This is a genomic window from Acinetobacter tandoii DSM 14970 = CIP 107469, from assembly GCF_000400735.1.
In the GTDB taxonomy this organism is placed as follows: domain Bacteria; phylum Pseudomonadota; class Gammaproteobacteria; order Pseudomonadales; family Moraxellaceae; genus Acinetobacter; species Acinetobacter tandoii.
In genome coordinates, this window is sequence record NZ_KE007360.1 from 91308 (window position 1) to 108706 (window position 17399).

Annotated in this window: 16 protein-coding genes, 3 tRNA genes and 1 other RNA gene; 12 read left to right on the forward strand and 8 right to left on the reverse strand. The window is 41.0% G+C overall.

The genetic code is table 11. The features are described 5' to 3' along the window. The 4 genes from I593_RS01385 to I593_RS01400 form a co-directional block, all read right to left on the reverse strand. Positions 1 to 75 (reverse strand) — tRNA-Gln (locus tag I593_RS01385). Continuing rightward, positions 74 to 904 (reverse strand): 4-(cytidine 5'-diphospho)-2-C-methyl-D-erythritol kinase, encoded by an 831-nt coding sequence (gene ispE / locus I593_RS01390; protein WP_016165800.1) that lies wholly within the window; start codon positions 902 to 904, stop codon positions 74 to 76. Before ispE ends, I593_RS01385 begins: the two co-directional genes overlap by 2 nt. Positions 905 to 916: 12 nt before the next feature. After that, positions 917 to 1498 (reverse strand): lipoprotein insertase outer membrane protein LolB, encoded by a 582-nt coding sequence (gene lolB, locus I593_RS01395; RefSeq protein WP_016165801.1) that lies wholly within the window; start codon positions 1496 to 1498, stop codon positions 917 to 919. Between the two features lie 27 nt (positions 1499 to 1525). Further along, positions 1526 to 3220: a tetratricopeptide repeat protein gene (locus I593_RS01400; protein ID WP_035302723.1), complete on the reverse strand. Its 1695-nt coding sequence runs from the start codon at positions 3218 to 3220 to the stop codon at positions 1526 to 1528. 79 nt (positions 3221 to 3299) lie between these two features. Here I593_RS01400 and hemA point away from each other — a divergent pair, with 79 nt between their 5' ends. Beyond that, positions 3300 to 4583, forward strand: a complete 1284-nt coding sequence (gene hemA / locus I593_RS01405) for a glutamyl-tRNA reductase (protein ID WP_016165803.1) — start codon at positions 3300 to 3302, stop codon at positions 4581 to 4583. Between the two features lie 16 nt (positions 4584 to 4599). Here the strand turns inward: hemA and I593_RS01410 are convergent, their stop codons facing one another. Together I593_RS01410 and I593_RS01415 are read right to left on the reverse strand one after the other, a co-directional pair. Continuing rightward, positions 4600 to 6483 (reverse strand): DNA primase, encoded by a 1884-nt coding sequence (locus I593_RS01410; protein WP_016165804.1) that lies wholly within the window; start codon positions 6481 to 6483, stop codon positions 4600 to 4602. A gap of 185 nt (positions 6484 to 6668) precedes the next feature. Further along, positions 6669 to 7658, reverse strand: coding sequence for an outer membrane protein assembly factor BamD (locus tag I593_RS01415; RefSeq protein WP_016165805.1), 990 nt, complete (start codon positions 7656 to 7658; stop codon positions 6669 to 6671). A 71-nt stretch (positions 7659 to 7729) separates the two neighbouring features. On the opposite strand from I593_RS01415, the gene rluD reads away from it, so the two are divergent. The 3 genes from rluD to I593_RS01430 all read left to right on the forward strand — a co-directional run bounded on the left by rluD (position 7730) and on the right by I593_RS01430 (position 10280). Beyond that, the gene (gene rluD / locus I593_RS01420; RefSeq protein ID WP_016165806.1) at positions 7730 to 8782 is read left to right on the forward strand and encodes a 23S rRNA pseudouridine(1911/1915/1917) synthase RluD; all 1053 of its coding nucleotides are present in this window, start codon (positions 7730 to 7732) and stop codon (positions 8780 to 8782) included. Positions 8783 to 8864: 82 nt separating this feature from the next. Continuing rightward, positions 8865 to 9605 (forward strand): peptidoglycan editing factor PgeF, encoded by a 741-nt coding sequence (gene pgeF / locus I593_RS01425; protein ID WP_016165807.1) that lies wholly within the window; start codon positions 8865 to 8867, stop codon positions 9603 to 9605. Positions 9606 to 9713: 108 nt separating this feature from the next. Beyond that, on the forward strand, positions 9714 to 10280 hold the full coding sequence (locus I593_RS01430) for a flavodoxin family protein (RefSeq protein WP_016165808.1): 567 nt from the start codon (positions 9714 to 9716) through the stop codon (positions 10278 to 10280). Positions 10281 to 10321: 41 nt separating this feature from the next. On the opposite strand, the gene smpB is transcribed toward I593_RS01430, so the two are convergent. Continuing rightward, positions 10322 to 10798 carry an SsrA-binding protein SmpB gene (gene smpB / locus I593_RS01435; RefSeq protein ID WP_016165809.1) on the reverse strand — a complete coding sequence of 159 codons (477 nt, stop codon included), beginning with the start codon at positions 10796 to 10798 and terminating at the stop codon, positions 10322 to 10324. A 252-nt stretch (positions 10799 to 11050) separates the two neighbouring features. On the opposite strand from smpB, the gene coaD reads away from it, so the two are divergent. From coaD to I593_RS01455, 5 genes are all read left to right on the forward strand, one after another. Further along, positions 11051 to 11542: a pantetheine-phosphate adenylyltransferase gene (gene coaD, locus I593_RS01440; RefSeq protein WP_016165810.1), complete on the forward strand. Its 492-nt coding sequence runs from the start codon at positions 11051 to 11053 to the stop codon at positions 11540 to 11542. 1 nt (position 11543) lies between these two features. Next, positions 11544 to 11807, forward strand: coding sequence for a YfhL family 4Fe-4S dicluster ferredoxin (locus I593_RS01445; protein ID WP_016165811.1), 264 nt, complete (start codon positions 11544 to 11546; stop codon positions 11805 to 11807). A gap of 26 nt (positions 11808 to 11833) precedes the next feature. Beyond that, an RNA gene (gene rnpB / locus I593_RS19705) (RNase P RNA component class A) lies at positions 11834 to 12211 on the forward strand. A 73-nt stretch (positions 12212 to 12284) separates the two neighbouring features. Further along, positions 12285 to 12361, forward strand: a tRNA-Met gene (locus I593_RS01450). A 465-nt stretch (positions 12362 to 12826) separates the two neighbouring features. Then, positions 12827 to 12903, forward strand: a tRNA-Met gene (locus tag I593_RS01455). 118 nt (positions 12904 to 13021) lie between these two features. Here the strand turns inward: I593_RS01455 and I593_RS01460 are convergent. Then, the gene (locus tag I593_RS01460; protein WP_016165812.1) at positions 13022 to 14647 is read right to left on the reverse strand and encodes an NAD+ synthase; all 1626 of its coding nucleotides are present in this window, start codon (positions 14645 to 14647) and stop codon (positions 13022 to 13024) included. A gap of 239 nt (positions 14648 to 14886) precedes the next feature. Between I593_RS01460 and I593_RS01465 the strand changes: the two genes are divergently transcribed. From I593_RS01465 to I593_RS01475, 3 genes are all read left to right on the forward strand, one after another. Then, entirely contained in the window at positions 14887 to 15372 is a 486-nt protein-coding gene (locus tag I593_RS01465) for a hypothetical protein (protein WP_016165813.1), read from the forward strand. 195 nt (positions 15373 to 15567) lie between these two features. Next, on the forward strand, positions 15568 to 16524 hold the full coding sequence (locus tag I593_RS01470; RefSeq protein WP_016165814.1) for a metal-dependent hydrolase: 957 nt from the start codon (positions 15568 to 15570) through the stop codon (positions 16522 to 16524). 18 nt (positions 16525 to 16542) lie between these two features. Next, positions 16543 to 17388: an SDR family NAD(P)-dependent oxidoreductase gene (locus tag I593_RS01475; protein ID WP_016165815.1), complete on the forward strand. Its 846-nt coding sequence runs from the start codon at positions 16543 to 16545 to the stop codon at positions 17386 to 17388. The last annotated feature ends 11 nt before the right edge of the window (positions 17389 to 17399 follow it).

A 17399-nucleotide genomic window follows, 5' to 3' on the forward strand; every position in this document is an offset into this window, starting at 1 on the left:
TGGCAGGGGCGGCTGGATTCGAACCAACGGATGGCGAGATCAAAACCCGCTGCCTTACCACTTGGCGACGCCCCTATTGAACTTTAAAATGACGTAATGGAGATTCATTTAAACTGTTCACCAAGTAAGATTTACAAGGTGCATGTTTAAGAATTTCATTGACATGCATTTCAGCAGTTACTTCAGTAAAAACACAAGCACCTGTACCTGTAAGTTTTGCAATACCGAACTGATCTAAATATTGCATTGCTTCATTGACTTCAGGGTATAGACTTTTTGCCAAAGGTTCAAAGTTATTTCCAAAGTCAGATGGCTTTATCTGATAGGCGCAAAATTTAGATGGCTTCGAGTTTCTTGTCAACGTTTTTTGTGAAAAAAGCAGTTGAGTGCTGATAAAACAATCAGGTTTCAGCACTATGTACTGTTTTTGATCTAAGTTGATGAATGTTAAGTGTTCACCAATGCCCTCTGCCCATGCATTTTGCCCATGTACAAAAATAGGAACGTCTGCACCAAGTTTCACACCCAGCTCTGCCAATTGTTCAGTGTTTAATCCACATTGCCAGAGTTGGTTCACAACAATGAGGGTGGTCGCAGCATTAGATGATCCACCACCAAGTCCTGCACCCATTGGAATATTTTTCTCAATGTTTATTTTTAAGCCAGTGAGATGTTTGGCCAAAGGCTTTAACATTTGTGTGGCTTTGTAAATTAAATTCTGTTCTAGATCGATGGTATTTAAGCCTTCGATCTGAATGTCATTTTGTTGAGTAGGTTCAAATTCCAACCAATCGCATAAGTCTATAAGCTGAAAAATAGTTTGCAGCTCGTGATATCCATTTTCACGACGTCCAGTGATGTGTAAAAACAGATTGAGTTTTGCAGGAGAAGGTACGCGAATCATAGCTAGCCAGAATTAACGGTTTTGGATAAGCATTGTAATACGATTTTCTTTACCAGATTCAAGTTCTTGTTTCAGAACTAATTTATTTGGTAGTTGAGCAGTATCATTATAACTAAGATCGACTTTCCAACCATCTTCAATAATTTGTTGCGGACGATTCGCTGCATCTTTACTAATTTGTGCTTGCAGTGTTGCTGGTCGAGCCTGTACCCAATCAATTAAATGAGTAATAGGCGCTTGCCAACCTGTTGCCTGTTCTAGCAATTCTTCTGGCGTAGCGGCTTGAATTAAACCTGTTTTAGCACTATTGAGGCTTACAGCACCGGGTTTTCCAGTAATTTGAGTTTTACCGACACCAAGAATACCACTGAGTTCGATATCAAATTCTTGCTGTTGTTGCTGCCATGTAAAAAAGGCGCTACCCGATTGTTGTGGGGTACGAACACCTATTTTACCTTGTAAATTAAAATGATTCTGTTCAGCAGCATTTGGGCCTTCAGCAGGAATTTGCGGTTTGGTAAATTGCTGACAACCAGTTAGAAATAAAACACTACTGGCAAATATGGTCAGACCGACTTTTGAAAATACACGCATCAAAATCAATTAGCTCTTTTTCATTTGTTAAGGTAACAGTAACGAACTCAGTTGTTCCAATTGAGGATCATTTGGATGTTTTTGTTTTAATTGTTGTAACACAGTACTAAATTCGGTAATTTTTCCTTGCATATATAGTGCCTTAGCGTATCGAACACCTATTGAAATGCTATTGCTTAGGGTGTAAGCCCGTCCAAGCACTTGTGCCGAAGTCTCAAAGTCATTCTGTAAATAGGTGATATAGCCTAATGTATCTAAAATAGATGCCTGATCTGGGGTGTATTCTAGTGCGAGTTCAACATAATGCCGTGCATCGTCTAAACGTCGATTTTGTAAAGCAAGTGTATAGGCGTAGGCATTTAAATAGGTTGGGCTATTCGGTTCAATTTCCAATAAGCGATTGAGGAGTTGTTCTAACTTAACACGGTCTTGAAATGGATCGAGTAATAATACTTCGGCATAAATCAAGTCAGGATCGTCTGGCAGATTTTTGATGGCTTCATCTAATAAACGACGGGCCGCCTTACTATTGTTCATGCGTTTTAAAATATCGGCTTGCGCCTGATAGAGGAAACTGGCATGTTGCGGATAATTCACTCGTTCTTGAGTTAAAAAGCGCAAGGCATCTTGTAGCTTGTTTTGCTGTGCAAAAATATTAATCATACTGCGTCTAGACACAGGATAGAGGTTACCATCGACCAAGCGGTAGTAAGCTTTGGCTGTTTCAAAGTGCTGCTTGCGTTCAGCATTGACAGCCAAATAGTAGTAGGCATCATTTTGATATTGAGCTGAATATCTTAGTTCGACCAAAAATTTTTCTGCATCTTCATATTGTTTTAAGTCAATACTGGTCAGACCTGCTAAAAAGAGAGCCTCTTCTTGCTTGGGCCATTTTTTTAAGATGCTTTCGAGCTTTTTAAGCGCAGTCTCGGACTGATTTAATTTAATTAAGTATTTGGCTTCTGCAAGTCGAACTTCTAAATTGTCACGATGTTTACGGCTAGATTTATCATACCATTTCAAGGTTTCTTGCTCATCACCCAATACAGTCAGCAAGTTGGCTTTCATGAGAATAAAGCCTGTGACTTTCGGGCGCTTGCGTAAAGCACGGTTAATGGTAATTAATGCATGATCAAATTGACCATTTTGCGCTTCTAAACCAGCGATCAGTACCAAAATGGATGGATTGTCCTTTTCTTTACTTGTGGACAAGGTCTTGAGCAGGACTTCACGGTCAGTTTGCGATTCTGGTGAAATACCTGCCAAAATTTGCTCTAAATCCGCATTCGGATCAATCATTAATATTTTATCGAGCGTTTCTGCTGCCAGCTCGTATTCATGTGCTTTTAAGGCGATATGCGATAAATAAAATAGTGCGGGTACATCTTCGGGTTCTTGTACCACCCAGTGTGTCGCAATATCGAGTGCTGCTTTTAAGTCATCTTGTTCCAAAGCAATATTGAGTGCGCGTTGTTTCACGAGAGTAGAATTGCTACGAATGGCCAGAACGGTGTAGTTATGCAGAGCCGTTGGAATATCGTGATAAGCCAAAGCAAATTCGGCAATCATGCTTTGTTTTATGGCATTATTATTTGAATTTGCATGATAAACAACCTCCGATGCTCTTACATGAGTACCAGAAGCCATGCTACCAAGCAGTAAGAATGTGGTAGAATACTGTTTTACCGTCGTGCCGTTTATACGGCTGTTTGTTTGACGCAATTTTTTCTTGATCCAAGTAATGCTTTTTATGACACCGATGTTGCACAATAGCATAAATTTAGTGAATTGATGATTTGATATGTCTTTCTTTGCATTGGGGGTCAACCATCAAACCGCGTCAGTAGCGTTGCGTGAGCAAATCGCATTTAATGCTGAAAAGCTTAGTGTATTGCTTGCTCAGCAAAGTCACAACACTGAATTAAATGATTTGGTGGTCGTGTCGACGTGTAACCGCACTGAGGTTTATGCCATATCTGAAAATGCAGATATGGTACTCAATTGGCTCGCCCAAGCAAATGATCTAGATGTAAAGCAACTGGTCAATCATGTTTACCGTTATGAAGATGCGCAAGCAGTGACGCATTTAATGCGCGTAGCTAGTGGGCTAGATTCTTTGATGCTCGGTGAACCGCAAATTTTAGGGCAGGTAAAATCTGCACTGTCTTTAGCCAAAGATGCACATACGGTTTCAGGTAATTTAAATCGAATTTTCGAATATGCTTTTTATGCGGCAAAACGCGTTCGTTCAGAAACTGCGGTGGGAAGTCATGCTGTTTCAATGGGGTATGCCGTTGCGCAGCTAGCCTTACAAGTTTTTAGCCAACCTGAAAAAATGACCGTGCTGATTGTGGCGGCAGGTGAAATGAATAGCTTGGTTGCAAAACATTTGGCGGAAATGGGGGTTGGCAAAGTACTGATTTGTAACCGCACCCGTGAACGTGCCGAATTGTTAGCTCAAGAAATTGCCCATCAGGTCGAAGTCGAAATTCTTGAGTTTGCCGATTTAGCGGAGAATCTACATCGTGCGGATGTGATTTCAAGCTGTACTGGAAGCTTGCATCAGGTTATTTCTTATCAAGATGTAAAGCGTGCCTTGAAGAAGCGCCGTTATCAGCAAATGCTTTTGGTTGATCTTGCTGTACCGCGTGATATAGAGCCTAAAGTCGAATCTTTGGATGGCGTTTATCTTTACGGTGTAGATGATTTACAGTCGGTCATTGATGAAAATCTTGCGCAGCGCCGTCAGGCAGCAGTTGAAGCGGAAGTGATGGTAAATCAATTAGCTATTGAGCTAATTACCCATGAACGAGTCAATGAAGCGGGCGAAACTATTCATCAATATCGTCAACATGGACATGAATTACAACAAGAAGAATTACAGTTGGCCCTATCTCGTTTAGCCAAAGGCGAAAATGCTGCGCAAATTATGCAAGATTTTGCGCATCGTCTAACGCAGAAATTGCTACATCCAACCTCTATTGTGTTGCGTGATGCAGCCAAAGCAGAAGATCCTGCTTATTTTGAACAATTACAGCAAAGTTTAGCCAACGTTGCAGCACATCGACGTAAAGCTAAAAAATAACAATGATCTCTGTGGTTTAAGATAATAGACGCAGCCCAATTTTCTTGGTTAGTTCGTTCAATTGTTGACGTAAATTACGTGACTCAAGCAATGAATTCGGGTCTTTTAATTTCTGCCGTAAATATTTTTCTTGTAATCCCAACGCGTATTCGGTTGCCAGTTTATCCGCCATTTCTGGTGCATGGGTGAGCACTTCAATATTGGTACGTCGCATAATATCAGCAATTTCTAAACTGAAAGTACTACAAGCACCCAATACATAATAGGTTGCTAGCTCTTGGTCATCAGGCAAGTTATCAAAAATTCGATTGAGAATGTTGAGGATATGCGAGAGTAATTCATGGCTTGGAACAAAGGCTCGTAAAGTTTCAAAATGAATATATAAGAATGGATGATGCATCAGAATTGCAATTGCAAAGTCTTCATCTTTGGTGCGAATGTTAAATGATAAAGAAGCATCATTACTGAGTTGAGGTGTCCAACGTTTACCAAAACCCAATTTTTCTTTAAAGGATTGATTTAAAAGATAACGAAAAGAACCCGTTTTCGGCAATAGTTCAGTCAATTGACGCAGTTCAGCCATCACAAGACTTTTACCTTCGGGGCTACTGATATCTTGATTTTGGGTTAAATGTGCAAATACAAAATCGGACAGTAATGGGGCTTGCTGTAATAAGCGCTGGAAATTTTCTAAGCCTTCTCGACGAATTAGCGAGTCTGGATCATGGTCATTGGGGAGTACAAAAAACTTCAGTTCGCGACCATCATTTAATAAGGGCAAGGCAATTTCTAAGGTACGTCGTGCCGCTTTTTGACCTGCGGCATCACCATCAAAGGCAATGGTGATCCGATTATTCTGTTTGAATAGAATATTTAAGTGCTCTGTATTACTTGCAGTTCCCAATGTTGCAACTGCGCCATAAATGCCATTTTGTTGTAGCGCGATGACATCCATGTAGCCTTCAACCATAAGCCAGTCTTGGGCTTTTTGCTTACGACCTTCATAAAGTCCATACAGTAACTGGTTTTTATGGAAAACTTCGGAATCTGGGGAGTTAATATATTTCGGTTTAATTTCATCATTCAAGGCACGACCACCAAAGCCGACTACACGACCTTTGGCATCACGAATCGGGAAAATCACGCGATCACGTAGCAAGTCAAAATCTCGTCCTTTGTCACTGGTACGGATTAAGCCCAATAATTTTAAACCCTGAACGTCTTGCGGAAAAGCCTTTTCCAGATGTTGCCAATCTTCTGGTGCATAACCTAAACGCCAGAATTGAATGGTTTCTACGCCTAAGCCACGGTGTCTAAAGTATTGTTGTGCACTTTGGCTCTGTGGTAACTGTCGTTCGTAAAATTGCGCTACATTTTCGAGCAAGTCGTATAGATTACCCTCTTGCGCTGGGGCTTCATTGAATGTTTGGAACGGTTCAAACTGGGCAAAGGGATCATCGACATTACGAAATTCTTCAAAAGGATCGTGATCAATTTGCAGCTCAGTTGTAGGGGGCGATTGAACAGGAGTAACAGGCGCTGTTTTGGATGGCTCTGCAACCGTTTTTGCTTCACGTTTATAAGACAGACGTTTGGAATCTTGATTGTCTTTGGGTAATTCAATACCTGTTTGACTGGACAGGTCTTTCATTACATCGACAAAGTTACGATTGTCGATGTCCATTAAAAAGCGAATAGCATTACCATTGGCCTGACAGCCAAAGCAGTGATAATACTGTTTATCACGATAGACATGGAAAGAGGGCGACTTTTCCTGATGAAACGGGCAGCAACCTGAGTATGTGCGTCCCGTTTTTTTAAGTTTCACGCGTTGACCAATTAAATCGACAATATCAGTTCGATCGAGAATTTGATCTATCGTGTGCTGAGGAATGGCCATAGTCGTTATCGTGATATATGCAGCAAAATGAAAATGCAAGGCCAGATTTGCTTGAACCCAACTTTTGCAAAAGAAAACTATTTATTTGTATATGGTTTGATCAGTCCGATCAAGTGATACACAAAATATAAAAGGGCAAGTATGATAACTTGCCCTTAATCAAATTGCACGATGTGTTGTGGTTTTTATTCAGCAGAAGTGCTCGATGCGGGTGCTTCTGTCGAAGTTGCAGGACGATCAAGCAAACCAAACGTCATGCGGTTAGTCAGGCTGCGTTGCTCAGCAGGTGCAGCAGTTTTTGGTGTTTCAACAGTGCTTTGTTCTTCACGACCAAAGACGCCTAAAGTTGCACGGTTGAGCCAACTGCCTTCTTTGCGTGCAGCACGTAAATTTACGCTGCCATCAGACTTCACCAGATTTGGATAGTTCAATTTTAGAACATCGATATACTGTTGTGCTGTGGCTTTGTCCCCCAATTGTTCATAACCATAGGCAACGGTTGCCAATGCTTCTGGAATTTGTGGAGTTTGAGGGTAATGTTCAATCACCCATTGCGAACGCTCTACAGCAGCGAGCCATGCTTTACGCTTAATATTAAAGCGGGCCACGTTCATTTCACTTTCAGCCAACTCATTGCCAATATATTTCATTCGTTGGGCTGCATCTACTGCATATGTGCTTGATGGATAGCGACGAATGAAATCGACAAAGTTTTGGTAAGCCAGTTTTAAATAACTGGTATCACGATGTGACTGTTTTAATGATGTATAGCGCATTAAACCATCATAGTTTTGTTCCATATTCGCTACACCGCGAACATAATAAGCATAATCTACATTTGGATGCTGCGGGTTTAAGCGAATAAAACGCTCTGCAAGGCTAATCGTGCCTTCATAATCTTTTTGCTGGAATTTCGTGTACAACAACTCAAGCTGGGCTTGCTGTGCATAATCACCCGTTGGGTAGTAAGTATCAATCGCTTCTAGATACTTGGCTGCATCAGTATATTGACCATTATCTAGCGCTTTCTCAGCTTTTTGTATATACACTTGCTCACTTAATTGTGGGCCTGTATCCACCACTTCTTTTTTTGGATTACTGCTACAGCCCACCATTGCAGATGCAATGCCTAAAGAAAGAGCGAGCATTGTAATTTTATAACGTGGTAGCGACATAAAAATTCCTCTGTTAATACGGGCAATGAGCTACAATTGCGCTATTAAACCACTTTTGTTTGAATGATCAAATGACCCAAGCACAATCTACTAATACAAATTTTGCAGAAACTGATTTCAATTTACTTGAAGATACAGACGAAGCAGATAACCATACTTCTGATGCAACTGCAACACGTTTATCGTTGCAATTTCAATTGGATGAAAGCTATATCGGTCAGCGTATTGATCAGGTTGCAGCGAATGTTTGGAGCGATTTTTCACGCGAAAAACTTAAGCAGTGGCTGAAGGATGGGCATTTGTTGGTAAATGGTAACATTGTTAAGCCAAAGTACAAATGCGAAGGATTTGAGCAACTGACTCTAGATGTTGAGCTAGAAGCACAAACCAGCAGTCAGCCTGAAAACATTCCACTCAATATTGTTTATGAAGATGATGACATCATTGTGATTAACAAACCTGTTGGAATGGTGGTGCATCCTGGCGCTGGAAATACCACGGGCACTTTGGTGAATGCCTTACTTTATCATTATCCAAAGTCGGCTGAACTGTCACGAGCAGGTTTGGTTCATCGTATTGATAAAGACACCAGTGGTTTATTGGTTGTGGCGAAAAACCTAGAAGCTCAGTTTGCATTAAGCAAGCAACTGGCAGATAAGTCAGTCTATCGTGTCTATGATTTAATCGTATATGGCAACATGATTGCAGGCGGCACCATCGATGAGCCAATTAAACGTCATCCTGTTGATCGCGTTAAAATGACCGTTTTACCAGGTGGGAAAGATGCTGTAACGCACTACAATGTAAAAGAACGTTTTCAGCACTTTACTCGTGTACAAGCTCGCTTAGAGACTGGACGCACGCACCAAATTCGTGTGCATTTTGCATATATTGGTTATGGTTTGGTTGGCGATCCAGTCTATATGCCACGTGTACGTGTTCCTGCAGGGGCATCTGAATTATTGAATGATACTTTACGTGGTTTTAGACGTCAGGCATTACATGCTGTGCAATTGGGTTTAGTTCACCCGCGTACGGGTAAAGACATGATGTTTGAAGCGCCGTGGTCAGAAGATTTTGCAACATTAGTCGATGTATTGCGTAGTGAAAATACAGCTTATTAAAAGCAGTTGAAAATGTAATCTTTGCGAAGTTTCCTGACAGGGAATAACGCAAAGATGATTTAAGTTAAAGAAGGGATTTAACATGCAATTTGTTCAAGGCTTTCCAGAAGGTGTTTTTGTCGGACAAACGCGTGTGCAACATGAACATACTCTCGTATCGGATAAACCAGAACTAGATGGTTTCAATTTGGCTTTACATGTTCAGGATAATGCCCATCGAGTGCAGCAACATCGTATGCAGCTACTCGAAGAGTTCTCTGCTTTTGGCGTGAAAAAAATAACTTGGATGACACAGACCCATAGCACGATTTGTCACACTGTGAATGAACAGATCTGTTTCGAAGCGCTAGAAGGCGATGGTTTAGTGACCCAACAGAAGCAGCATGCCTTAATGATGATGACTGCGGATTGTCTACCTATTGTCCTTGGGGATGCTGATGCGGTTGAGGTGGCCAACCTACATGCAGGCTGGCGTGGACTGGCGAATGGTATTGTGGAAAACACCATTGCAGCGATGCAACATCCTCCCGCTTGGGCATGGTTAGGGGCAGCCATTAGTCAACCTTGCTTTGAAGTAGGGGCTGAAGTAAAACAAATCTTCTGTGACAAATATCCTGCATTGGCCTCAGCCTTCGAACCATCGAAAGAACAGGGAAAATACTTTGCTGATTTATATGCCATTGCACGTTATATTTTGCAGCAACATGGTATCACCAAGATTTTAGGTGGTGACCAGTGTACTTATAGACAAACTGAAGAATATTATTCTTATCGTCGTAATGCTAAAACTGGAAGAATGGCAACCTTTGTATTTTTAAAATGAACATGGCACGCTTGATGGGTGCAACAATTTTTACATTGTGCTATGCACTCGCCTCAGGCGAACGAAAAGTGTTAAACTTGACTTAATTATTTGGTTTTAAAAGTTTCCATGTCTGTCACTGATCTCGTTTCTTCTGCTCCTGTTCATGTCTGTGTGGTTTATCATAGTCCTTATGGGCATACAGCTAAAGTGGCTCAATATATTGCGCAAGGTGCAGAACAGGCAGGTGCTGATGTGCATTTGATTTCTGTGGCAGCAGTCCAGTGGGAGCTTTTAGATCAAGCAGATATTATTATTATTGGCTGCCCAACATATATGGGAAGCCTGACTTCGGCACTGAAACAGTTTATGGAAGATTCCTCTAAGCGTTGGTTAGCCCGTGCTTGGCTAGGTAAGTTGGCCGCAGGATTTACCAATGGTGGTGGCTTAAGTGGCGATAAGTTGGCTGTTCTGCAACAGATTAACTTATTTGCCATGCAACACGGCATGTTATGGGCAGGTTTGCCGTTTATGCCAACTGGCCGTAGTCAACAAGATATTAACCGTATGTCGAGCTTTTTAGGGTTAATGACCCAGTCTGATAATGCCGGTGTGGAAGTGACGCCACCAGAAGGCGACTTAGAAACAGCACGCAAGTTTGGTAAGTATTTGGTCGAGCTAAAAGCTGATTATTGATAGTCCGAAAAATAAAAAACCTCCCAATCGGAGGTTTTTTATTATTTGTGGAACAGGCGGGCTTTATCACGCTGCCAGTCACGATCTTTTTCAGTCGCACGTTTATCGTGCAATTGTTTACCTTTTACTAAAGCAATTTCAAGCTTGACCAAAGGACCTTTCCAATAGCAGGCTAAAGGTACACAAGAGAAACCTTTTTGATTTACTGCACCAAGTAACTTGGCAATTTCATTGCGATTTAACAATAATTTACGTGTGCGTGTCGCTTCAGGCACCACATGTGTAGAAGCCGACAACAAAGGTTGAATCTGTGCACCAAATAAATAGGCTTCCCCATTTTTAAATAGGATATAACTTTCCGTGAGGGTCATGCGCCCAGCACGCAATGATTTAACTTCCCAGCCTTGTAGAGACAGTCCCGCTTCAAATTTTTCTTCAATAAAATAATCATGACGGGCACGCTTATTTTGGGCAATCGTACCGCCATTATGTTTTTTAACTACAGTTGCTTTCGCCATAATCAGTTACTTCCAAAGTTATGACTATTGTGCCCCAACATGAACCTACTGACAATTCTTAAATAAGATCGGAAAGATTTAATCTAAATCAAATACGCAACAAAATTGACATACCCTTATTTTTCTTAAGGGAATTTGCTGAGTCGTTTTGGCACAAATAGTGAAGATTTTTCAAATTTATGCAGTTTCTTCACCAAAAAAACAAGATTTTGTTAAAATACATTCCAATAAAATAAATCAGAGTACAAATGGATGTCTAAAACTCGCGTAATCTATCCAGGAACATTTGATCCAATTACCAATGGGCATGTCGACCTTGTGACGCGTGCATCAAAAATGTTTGATGAGGTTGTGGTTGCAATCGCGATTGGGCATCATAAGAATCCATTGTTCAAGTTAGAAGAGCGCGTAGCATTAGCGCAGGCTTCTTTGAGTCATTTGCCTAATGTAGAGTTTGTAGGATTTGATGGTTTATTGGTAAACTTTTTCCGAGAACAGAATGCCACAGCCGTTTTACGCGGTTTACGTGCAGTTTCGGACTTTGAATATGAGTTTCAATTGGCAAATATGAACCGTCAACTCGATTCACGCTTTGAAGCCGTGTTTCTTACACCGTCTGAACAATATTCATTTATTTCTTCCACGTTAATTCGTGAAATTGCTCGTCTGAAAGGCGATGTCACCAAATTCGTTCCTGAAGCGGTGGTCAAAGCTTTTGAGCAAAAGCATCAACAAGGTTGGTAGAGTGTCTTTATATATAACTGATGAATGCATCAATTGTGATGTTTGTGAACCTGTTTGCCCCAATGAAGCAATTTTTATGGGCGAATTGATTTACGAAATTAACCCAGATTTATGTACCGAATGTGTGGGACATCACGATCAACCGCAGTGTCAGCTTTTTTGTCCTGTAGATTGTATTCCACTTGATCCAAACCATGCGGAGACGCAAGAACAGTTGTTGGATAAGTATCAACGTTTAATTGCTCAAAAAAGCACAAGCAATTAGTTTTTAAATTTGGTAAGATGCGCCTCGAAGTGAGCCAGACGATCGCTGCTGTGGAGGTCTCCGTGACTAAAGCAGGGGAGGAAAGTCCGGGCTTCAACGGGCAAGGTGCCAGGTAACGCCTGGGCGGCGTGAGCCGACGGAAAGTACAGCAGAGAGTAGACCGCCTTCATTATGGTTTCAAGCAATTGAGATCGGAGGTAAGGGTGAAAGGGTGCGGTAAGAGCGCACCGCATGACTGGTAACAGTTCATGGCATGGTAAACCCCACCGGAAGCAAGACCAAATAGGGATCCTTTAGGCATGGCCCATGCTGGATCCGGGTAGGTCGCTGGAGCGTATGAGTGATTGTACGCCTAGAGGAATGATCGTTCACGACAGAACCCGGCTTATCGGCTCACTTCACCAAATTTTGATCAATTAAGTGCATTAGGTACTTGACGTACTGTAAATAAAACAACATAATGCGCGCACAGTTTACGGCTATGTAGCTCAGTTGGTTAGAGCACCGCACTCATAATGCGGGGGTCACAAGTTCAAGTCTCGTCATAGCCACCATTTTATAAATCACGTTCCTATAACGTGATTTTTTTTGTCTAAAATTTAGTTTGGCGCTATTTACTGCACGGTTATTTATTGAAATGACTTGCTAAGCAGTATGGTCGAACTATAAGAAATAACGCGAAAAAGTTCTTGGATAATTTTCATTATGATGAGTGTTGTTTAGTTCTAGCTAAATCCAAAAAAATAAATTGATGTAAGAAGTGATTTGGGGCTTATTTTTTGAGTGCCGAAATTGAGTAGGATAGAACAACAAATTGGAATTTTGATCGAAAACAAATAGAGACTGGAAAATATGCAGTCTATGATTTTTTGTATTTTTAATAGATAACATGATGAAAAATATACAGTTATGGGGTATTTTTTGCCTTGAGAAAGATTGGTTGTATAAACTCTGAGCATTTGGGCTTAAAAAGGCTTGACGCATAGACATGAAATTTAGATAATGCGCACACAGTTTACGGCTATGTAGCTCAGTTGGTTAGAGCACCGCACTCATAATGCGGGGGTCACAAGTTCAAGTCTCGTCATAGCCACCATTTTTATAGACCAAGCTCTCAGCTTGGTCTCTTTTTTTGTGCGTCAAAAAGATAAGAAAATATATAACGTATAAAAAAGCCCAAACAAAAGTTTGGGCTTCCATGTTGCTATTTGCGGTTATACGCCAGCTTTCCAACCATTGATAATTGGATAACGACGTTCACGACTAAAGGCACGCGAGCTAATGCGCGGTCCAATAGAGCCTTGGCGACGTTTATATTCATTAAAGTCGACGAGGCGAATCACTTTTTTCACAACCTCTGCATCAAAGCCTTTGGCAATAATGTCGTCTTGACTCATGTCTTCTTCGATGTAGGCATATAGAATCGCATCGAGGACGTCATAAGCAGGCAATGAGTCTTGGTCAGTTTGGTCTGGACGGAGTTCTGCTGAAGGCGGACGAGTAATCACGCGTTCTGGAATTACAGGAGTTTCAGAGATGCTGTTACGATATTTCGCCAATTCAAACACAATGGTCTTATACACATCTTTCAGAACAGCAAAGCCACCGACCATGTCGCCATATAGCGTGCAGTAGCCAACAGAAAGCTCCGATTTATTGCCTGTAGAAAGAACCAGATTACCAAATTTATTGGATAAGCCCATCAACAGCGTACCGCGTGTACGAGCTTGTAGATTTTCTTCTGTGGCATCAGCAGGGGCATTACCAAAGAATGGATAAAGTGTCTGCATGAAGCTGTTTACAATTGGATTAATTTCCGCGATACCGAATGTAATGCCCATATTCTTCGCTTGTGCCGCTGCATCTTCTACACTGATTTGCGAAGTATAAGTATAAGGCATCATTACGGCTTGTACTTTGTCAGCACCAATTGCATCTACAGCAATTGCAAGGGTTAGTGCTGAGTCAATTCCACCAGAAAGACCCAGAATCACACCTGGGAAGCCTGAGCGTTGAACGTAGTCACGCGTTGACATCACCAAGGCTTGATAAATCTCGGCCATAGTGTCAAGAGTTGGAGTGTTTTCGGCCACTTGGTAGCTTTGTTGTTCAGCAAGATAGTCTGAATAGAACAGGGCTTGCTGAAAGCTCGGTGCTTGTAGAGCAACTGCGCCGTCTTTATTGATGACAAAGCTGGTGCCGTCAAAAATTAAATCGTCCTGACCACCGACTTGGTTAGCATAAACCAAATGAATATTTAATTGTTTTGCAAGTTCTTGCATGGTGTTGATACGGTGCTGAGGTTTACCTACTTCATACGGTGAAGCATTGAGTACAAGCACAGTTTCAACATTTAATTGAGCTAATTGTTGTACGGTATTCAGTGACCAGATATCTTCACAAATCAGTACGCCAAATTTATGCCCGAGGTATTCAAATACTAAGTGCTGATGCCCTTCGTTAAAATAACGTTTTTCATCAAAAACACCATAGTTTGGCAAGTTTTGCTTATTATAAATCCCTAGGATCTTACCGTCTTTCATGACAGCGGCAGAGTTATAGCGTTGACCATCTTCGGTTTGATTGACGAAACCAAAGACCATGACAATGTCTTTCACTTTGCTAAGCTGTTCAAACGCTTGTTGTGTGCGTTTAGATAAGCTTGGGCGCAATAGTAAGTCTTCGGCAGGGTAACCAATAGTTGATAATTCAGGGAAGATAATTAAATCTGATTTTTGCGCTTTGGCTTCGTTTGCCAATTGTTGCATTTTTTCAGCATTTGCTTCGATATTACCAATATGCGGAGAGAATTGTGCTATGGCAATTTTAAAACTTTTCATTCCAACTTAATCCTAAAGCTATAGGGATGTGTACACATATGGCTGAGTTTTTTATCGTTATCGGTTCAGTACTGTGTAATCAACGACAAAACAATGAATAAATAATTTGCGTTGATACTATATACGAATTGCGACAAATGTAGTGTATAAATCCAAAAAAAATTCTTATTTGCATTTAGAAAAATTATTCATAATTGTACCTGAGCCGTTATTGATATTTCACTGAAAAGGTTAAAGATATGTCACGATATTTATCAGCATTGATACAGAATATTCGAAGCTTTGGCATTTTGTCGCGACGACCTTTGACCGAAGGTGAAAAATCATTGGTACGCTGGATTTTCGCGGATGCGATTCAGTTGGATCAAGTACAAATTATTGCACATAAGGCAGTTCTCAAAAATCATGCCATCAGTCCAAATGGGCATATCTATTTTCATGTACAAAATTACTGTCATGACTTTTCAAAATGTTCGGTTGCTTTACAGTCATGGTTTATTCATGAAATGACACATGTTTGGCAGTATCAACAAGGCATTGCGGTGGTTCGTAAGGCATTGTTTGATCGTCGTTACCACTATGTAATCCAGCAAGGAAAACTATTTTTGCATTATGGAATCGAGCAGCAGGCACAAATAGTGCAAGATTATTTTATAAAAAAAACACAAGGCCAGAATTGCGATGCTTATGAACAATGCATTCCTTTTTTGGCACCCAAAGCATGATTTTGTCCCATGCAGATAATTTTGTCGGAAAACTGTCGGACAAGCATGAGGAAAGGCAGAAATTGCAAATGAAATGACCTGAATTGCTAGTGGCAAGCCGCATAGGCTCACTTAGTTTTTTACTGTAGCTACATGTTTAAGCAGTATGCGCAATACCACAAAATTGCACTTACAGTAGAAAAATAAGGAATGATCATGCAATTCATTACACCACTTAAAAATACATTGAATCATGTATTTTCTGGTTCTCGTTTTAATACTTTGAAACAGTCCTCGATGATTCCGATTCGGCATATGCGGTTTGACTTCGACCCGAAAGAAATTGATCCTAAATTTTATCTCAATGCAGAATTGGCGAGTGCATATTTCGCATCACTTTCCATTTTTCTAACATTTGGAGAGGATTTGGTGATAGATACGGCACGCTATCATCGTGAACTGGTAAAAGATCCACTGCTGAAACAGCGTGTGACGGCTTTGATTGGCCAAGAGGCGATTCATTCCAAAATGCATAATGAGTTAAATGATGCGTTTCGAGAAGCGGATTATCCTGTGCAGTTGTTTCGTACGTGGGCGGGTTGGGTATTTGACTATGGATTTAACCGTTTACCACAACCCATGAAATTATCGCTCATGGCGGGTATTGAGCATTTCACTGCTGTATTGGCTGAATACATGATGAAGCATGAGGAAATTTTCTTCCGTTCTCGAGATGAAAAGCAGCGTGCCATCTGGATGTGGCATATGCTTGAAGAGTCTGAGCATAAAGACATTGCATATGATGTATTTCAAGCTTTATCCAATAATTATGCACTGCGTATAGCAGGCTTTTTCCCTGCGCTCATCACGATTCTTATTTTAATTTCAGTTGCCTCACTTATGGTGCCATTCTATCGAGAACCGAAGAATTTAATTCGTTGGAGCTACTGGAAGGAAATGCCGTATAGCATCGCGTTGATTTTTGGACTGAAAGATGGTGTTTATGGCAGCACCATGCAGCATATTTTTGATTATTTGCGTCCTGATTTTCATCCCAATGATCATGATACTTCTGCTTATTTAAGCTATTACAAAGAAAAGTTATTAAACCCTGAACACGGCATTTTAACGCCTTATTTTACGCGTGAATTTACCCCCAGTTTACGTTTATAACAAAGTGGGAATTTTAAAATGACAATTTTTAATAAAAAAAGTAAACCAAGCAAGCATGCTTACGCCGTGGTAACAGGTGCAGGGAGTGGTATTGGGCGGAGTTTTGCGCTGGAGCTAGCTCGGCGCGGAGGGGTGGTGGTTTGTGCAGATATTGATCTCAATGCTGCTGAAGAAACCATGAGCTTGATTCAAAATCAACATCAAACGGATGCTTTTGCTGTGCAATGTGATGTGGGGTATGCTGAGCAAGTGAAAGCATTGGCGGAGCACGCTGAGCAATTAATGGGGCATGCAACCACTCTCATTGTTAACAATGCAGGAGTTGGTCTGGGTGGAAAGTTTGATGAAGTCAGCCTAGAAGATTGGCAATGGTGTATGCATGTCAATTTATGGGGAGTGATTCATGGATGCCATTATTTTGTGCCGCAATTTAAACAGCAAGGCTATGGTGCGATTATTAATGTCGCCTCTGCCGCAGGGTTTACTGCTGCACCCGAAATGACAGCATATAACGTCACCAAATCGAGCGTTTTGGCATTATCTGAAACGCTGTCCGCAGAACTTCGCAGTGCCAATATTCGTGTCAATGTGCTTTGTCCAACGCTGGTGCCTACTAACATTATGAAAAATGGCCGTTTGCCACAACGTTACTCTGGTTTGGCTGATCATTTGCTGATGAATCATGCTTTTATTAATAGCGATCAAGTCGCAATTAAAACCTTGGATCGGCTAGATGCGAATGAGCTGTATACCATTCCACAAACAGATGCCAAGCTATTTTGGTGGTTAAAACGAGCTGCCCCAAGTTTGTATGCAAAGTTACTTGGAATTGGCTATCCGTTGTTGCAAAAATATGTGAAATAACAATAAGAGAC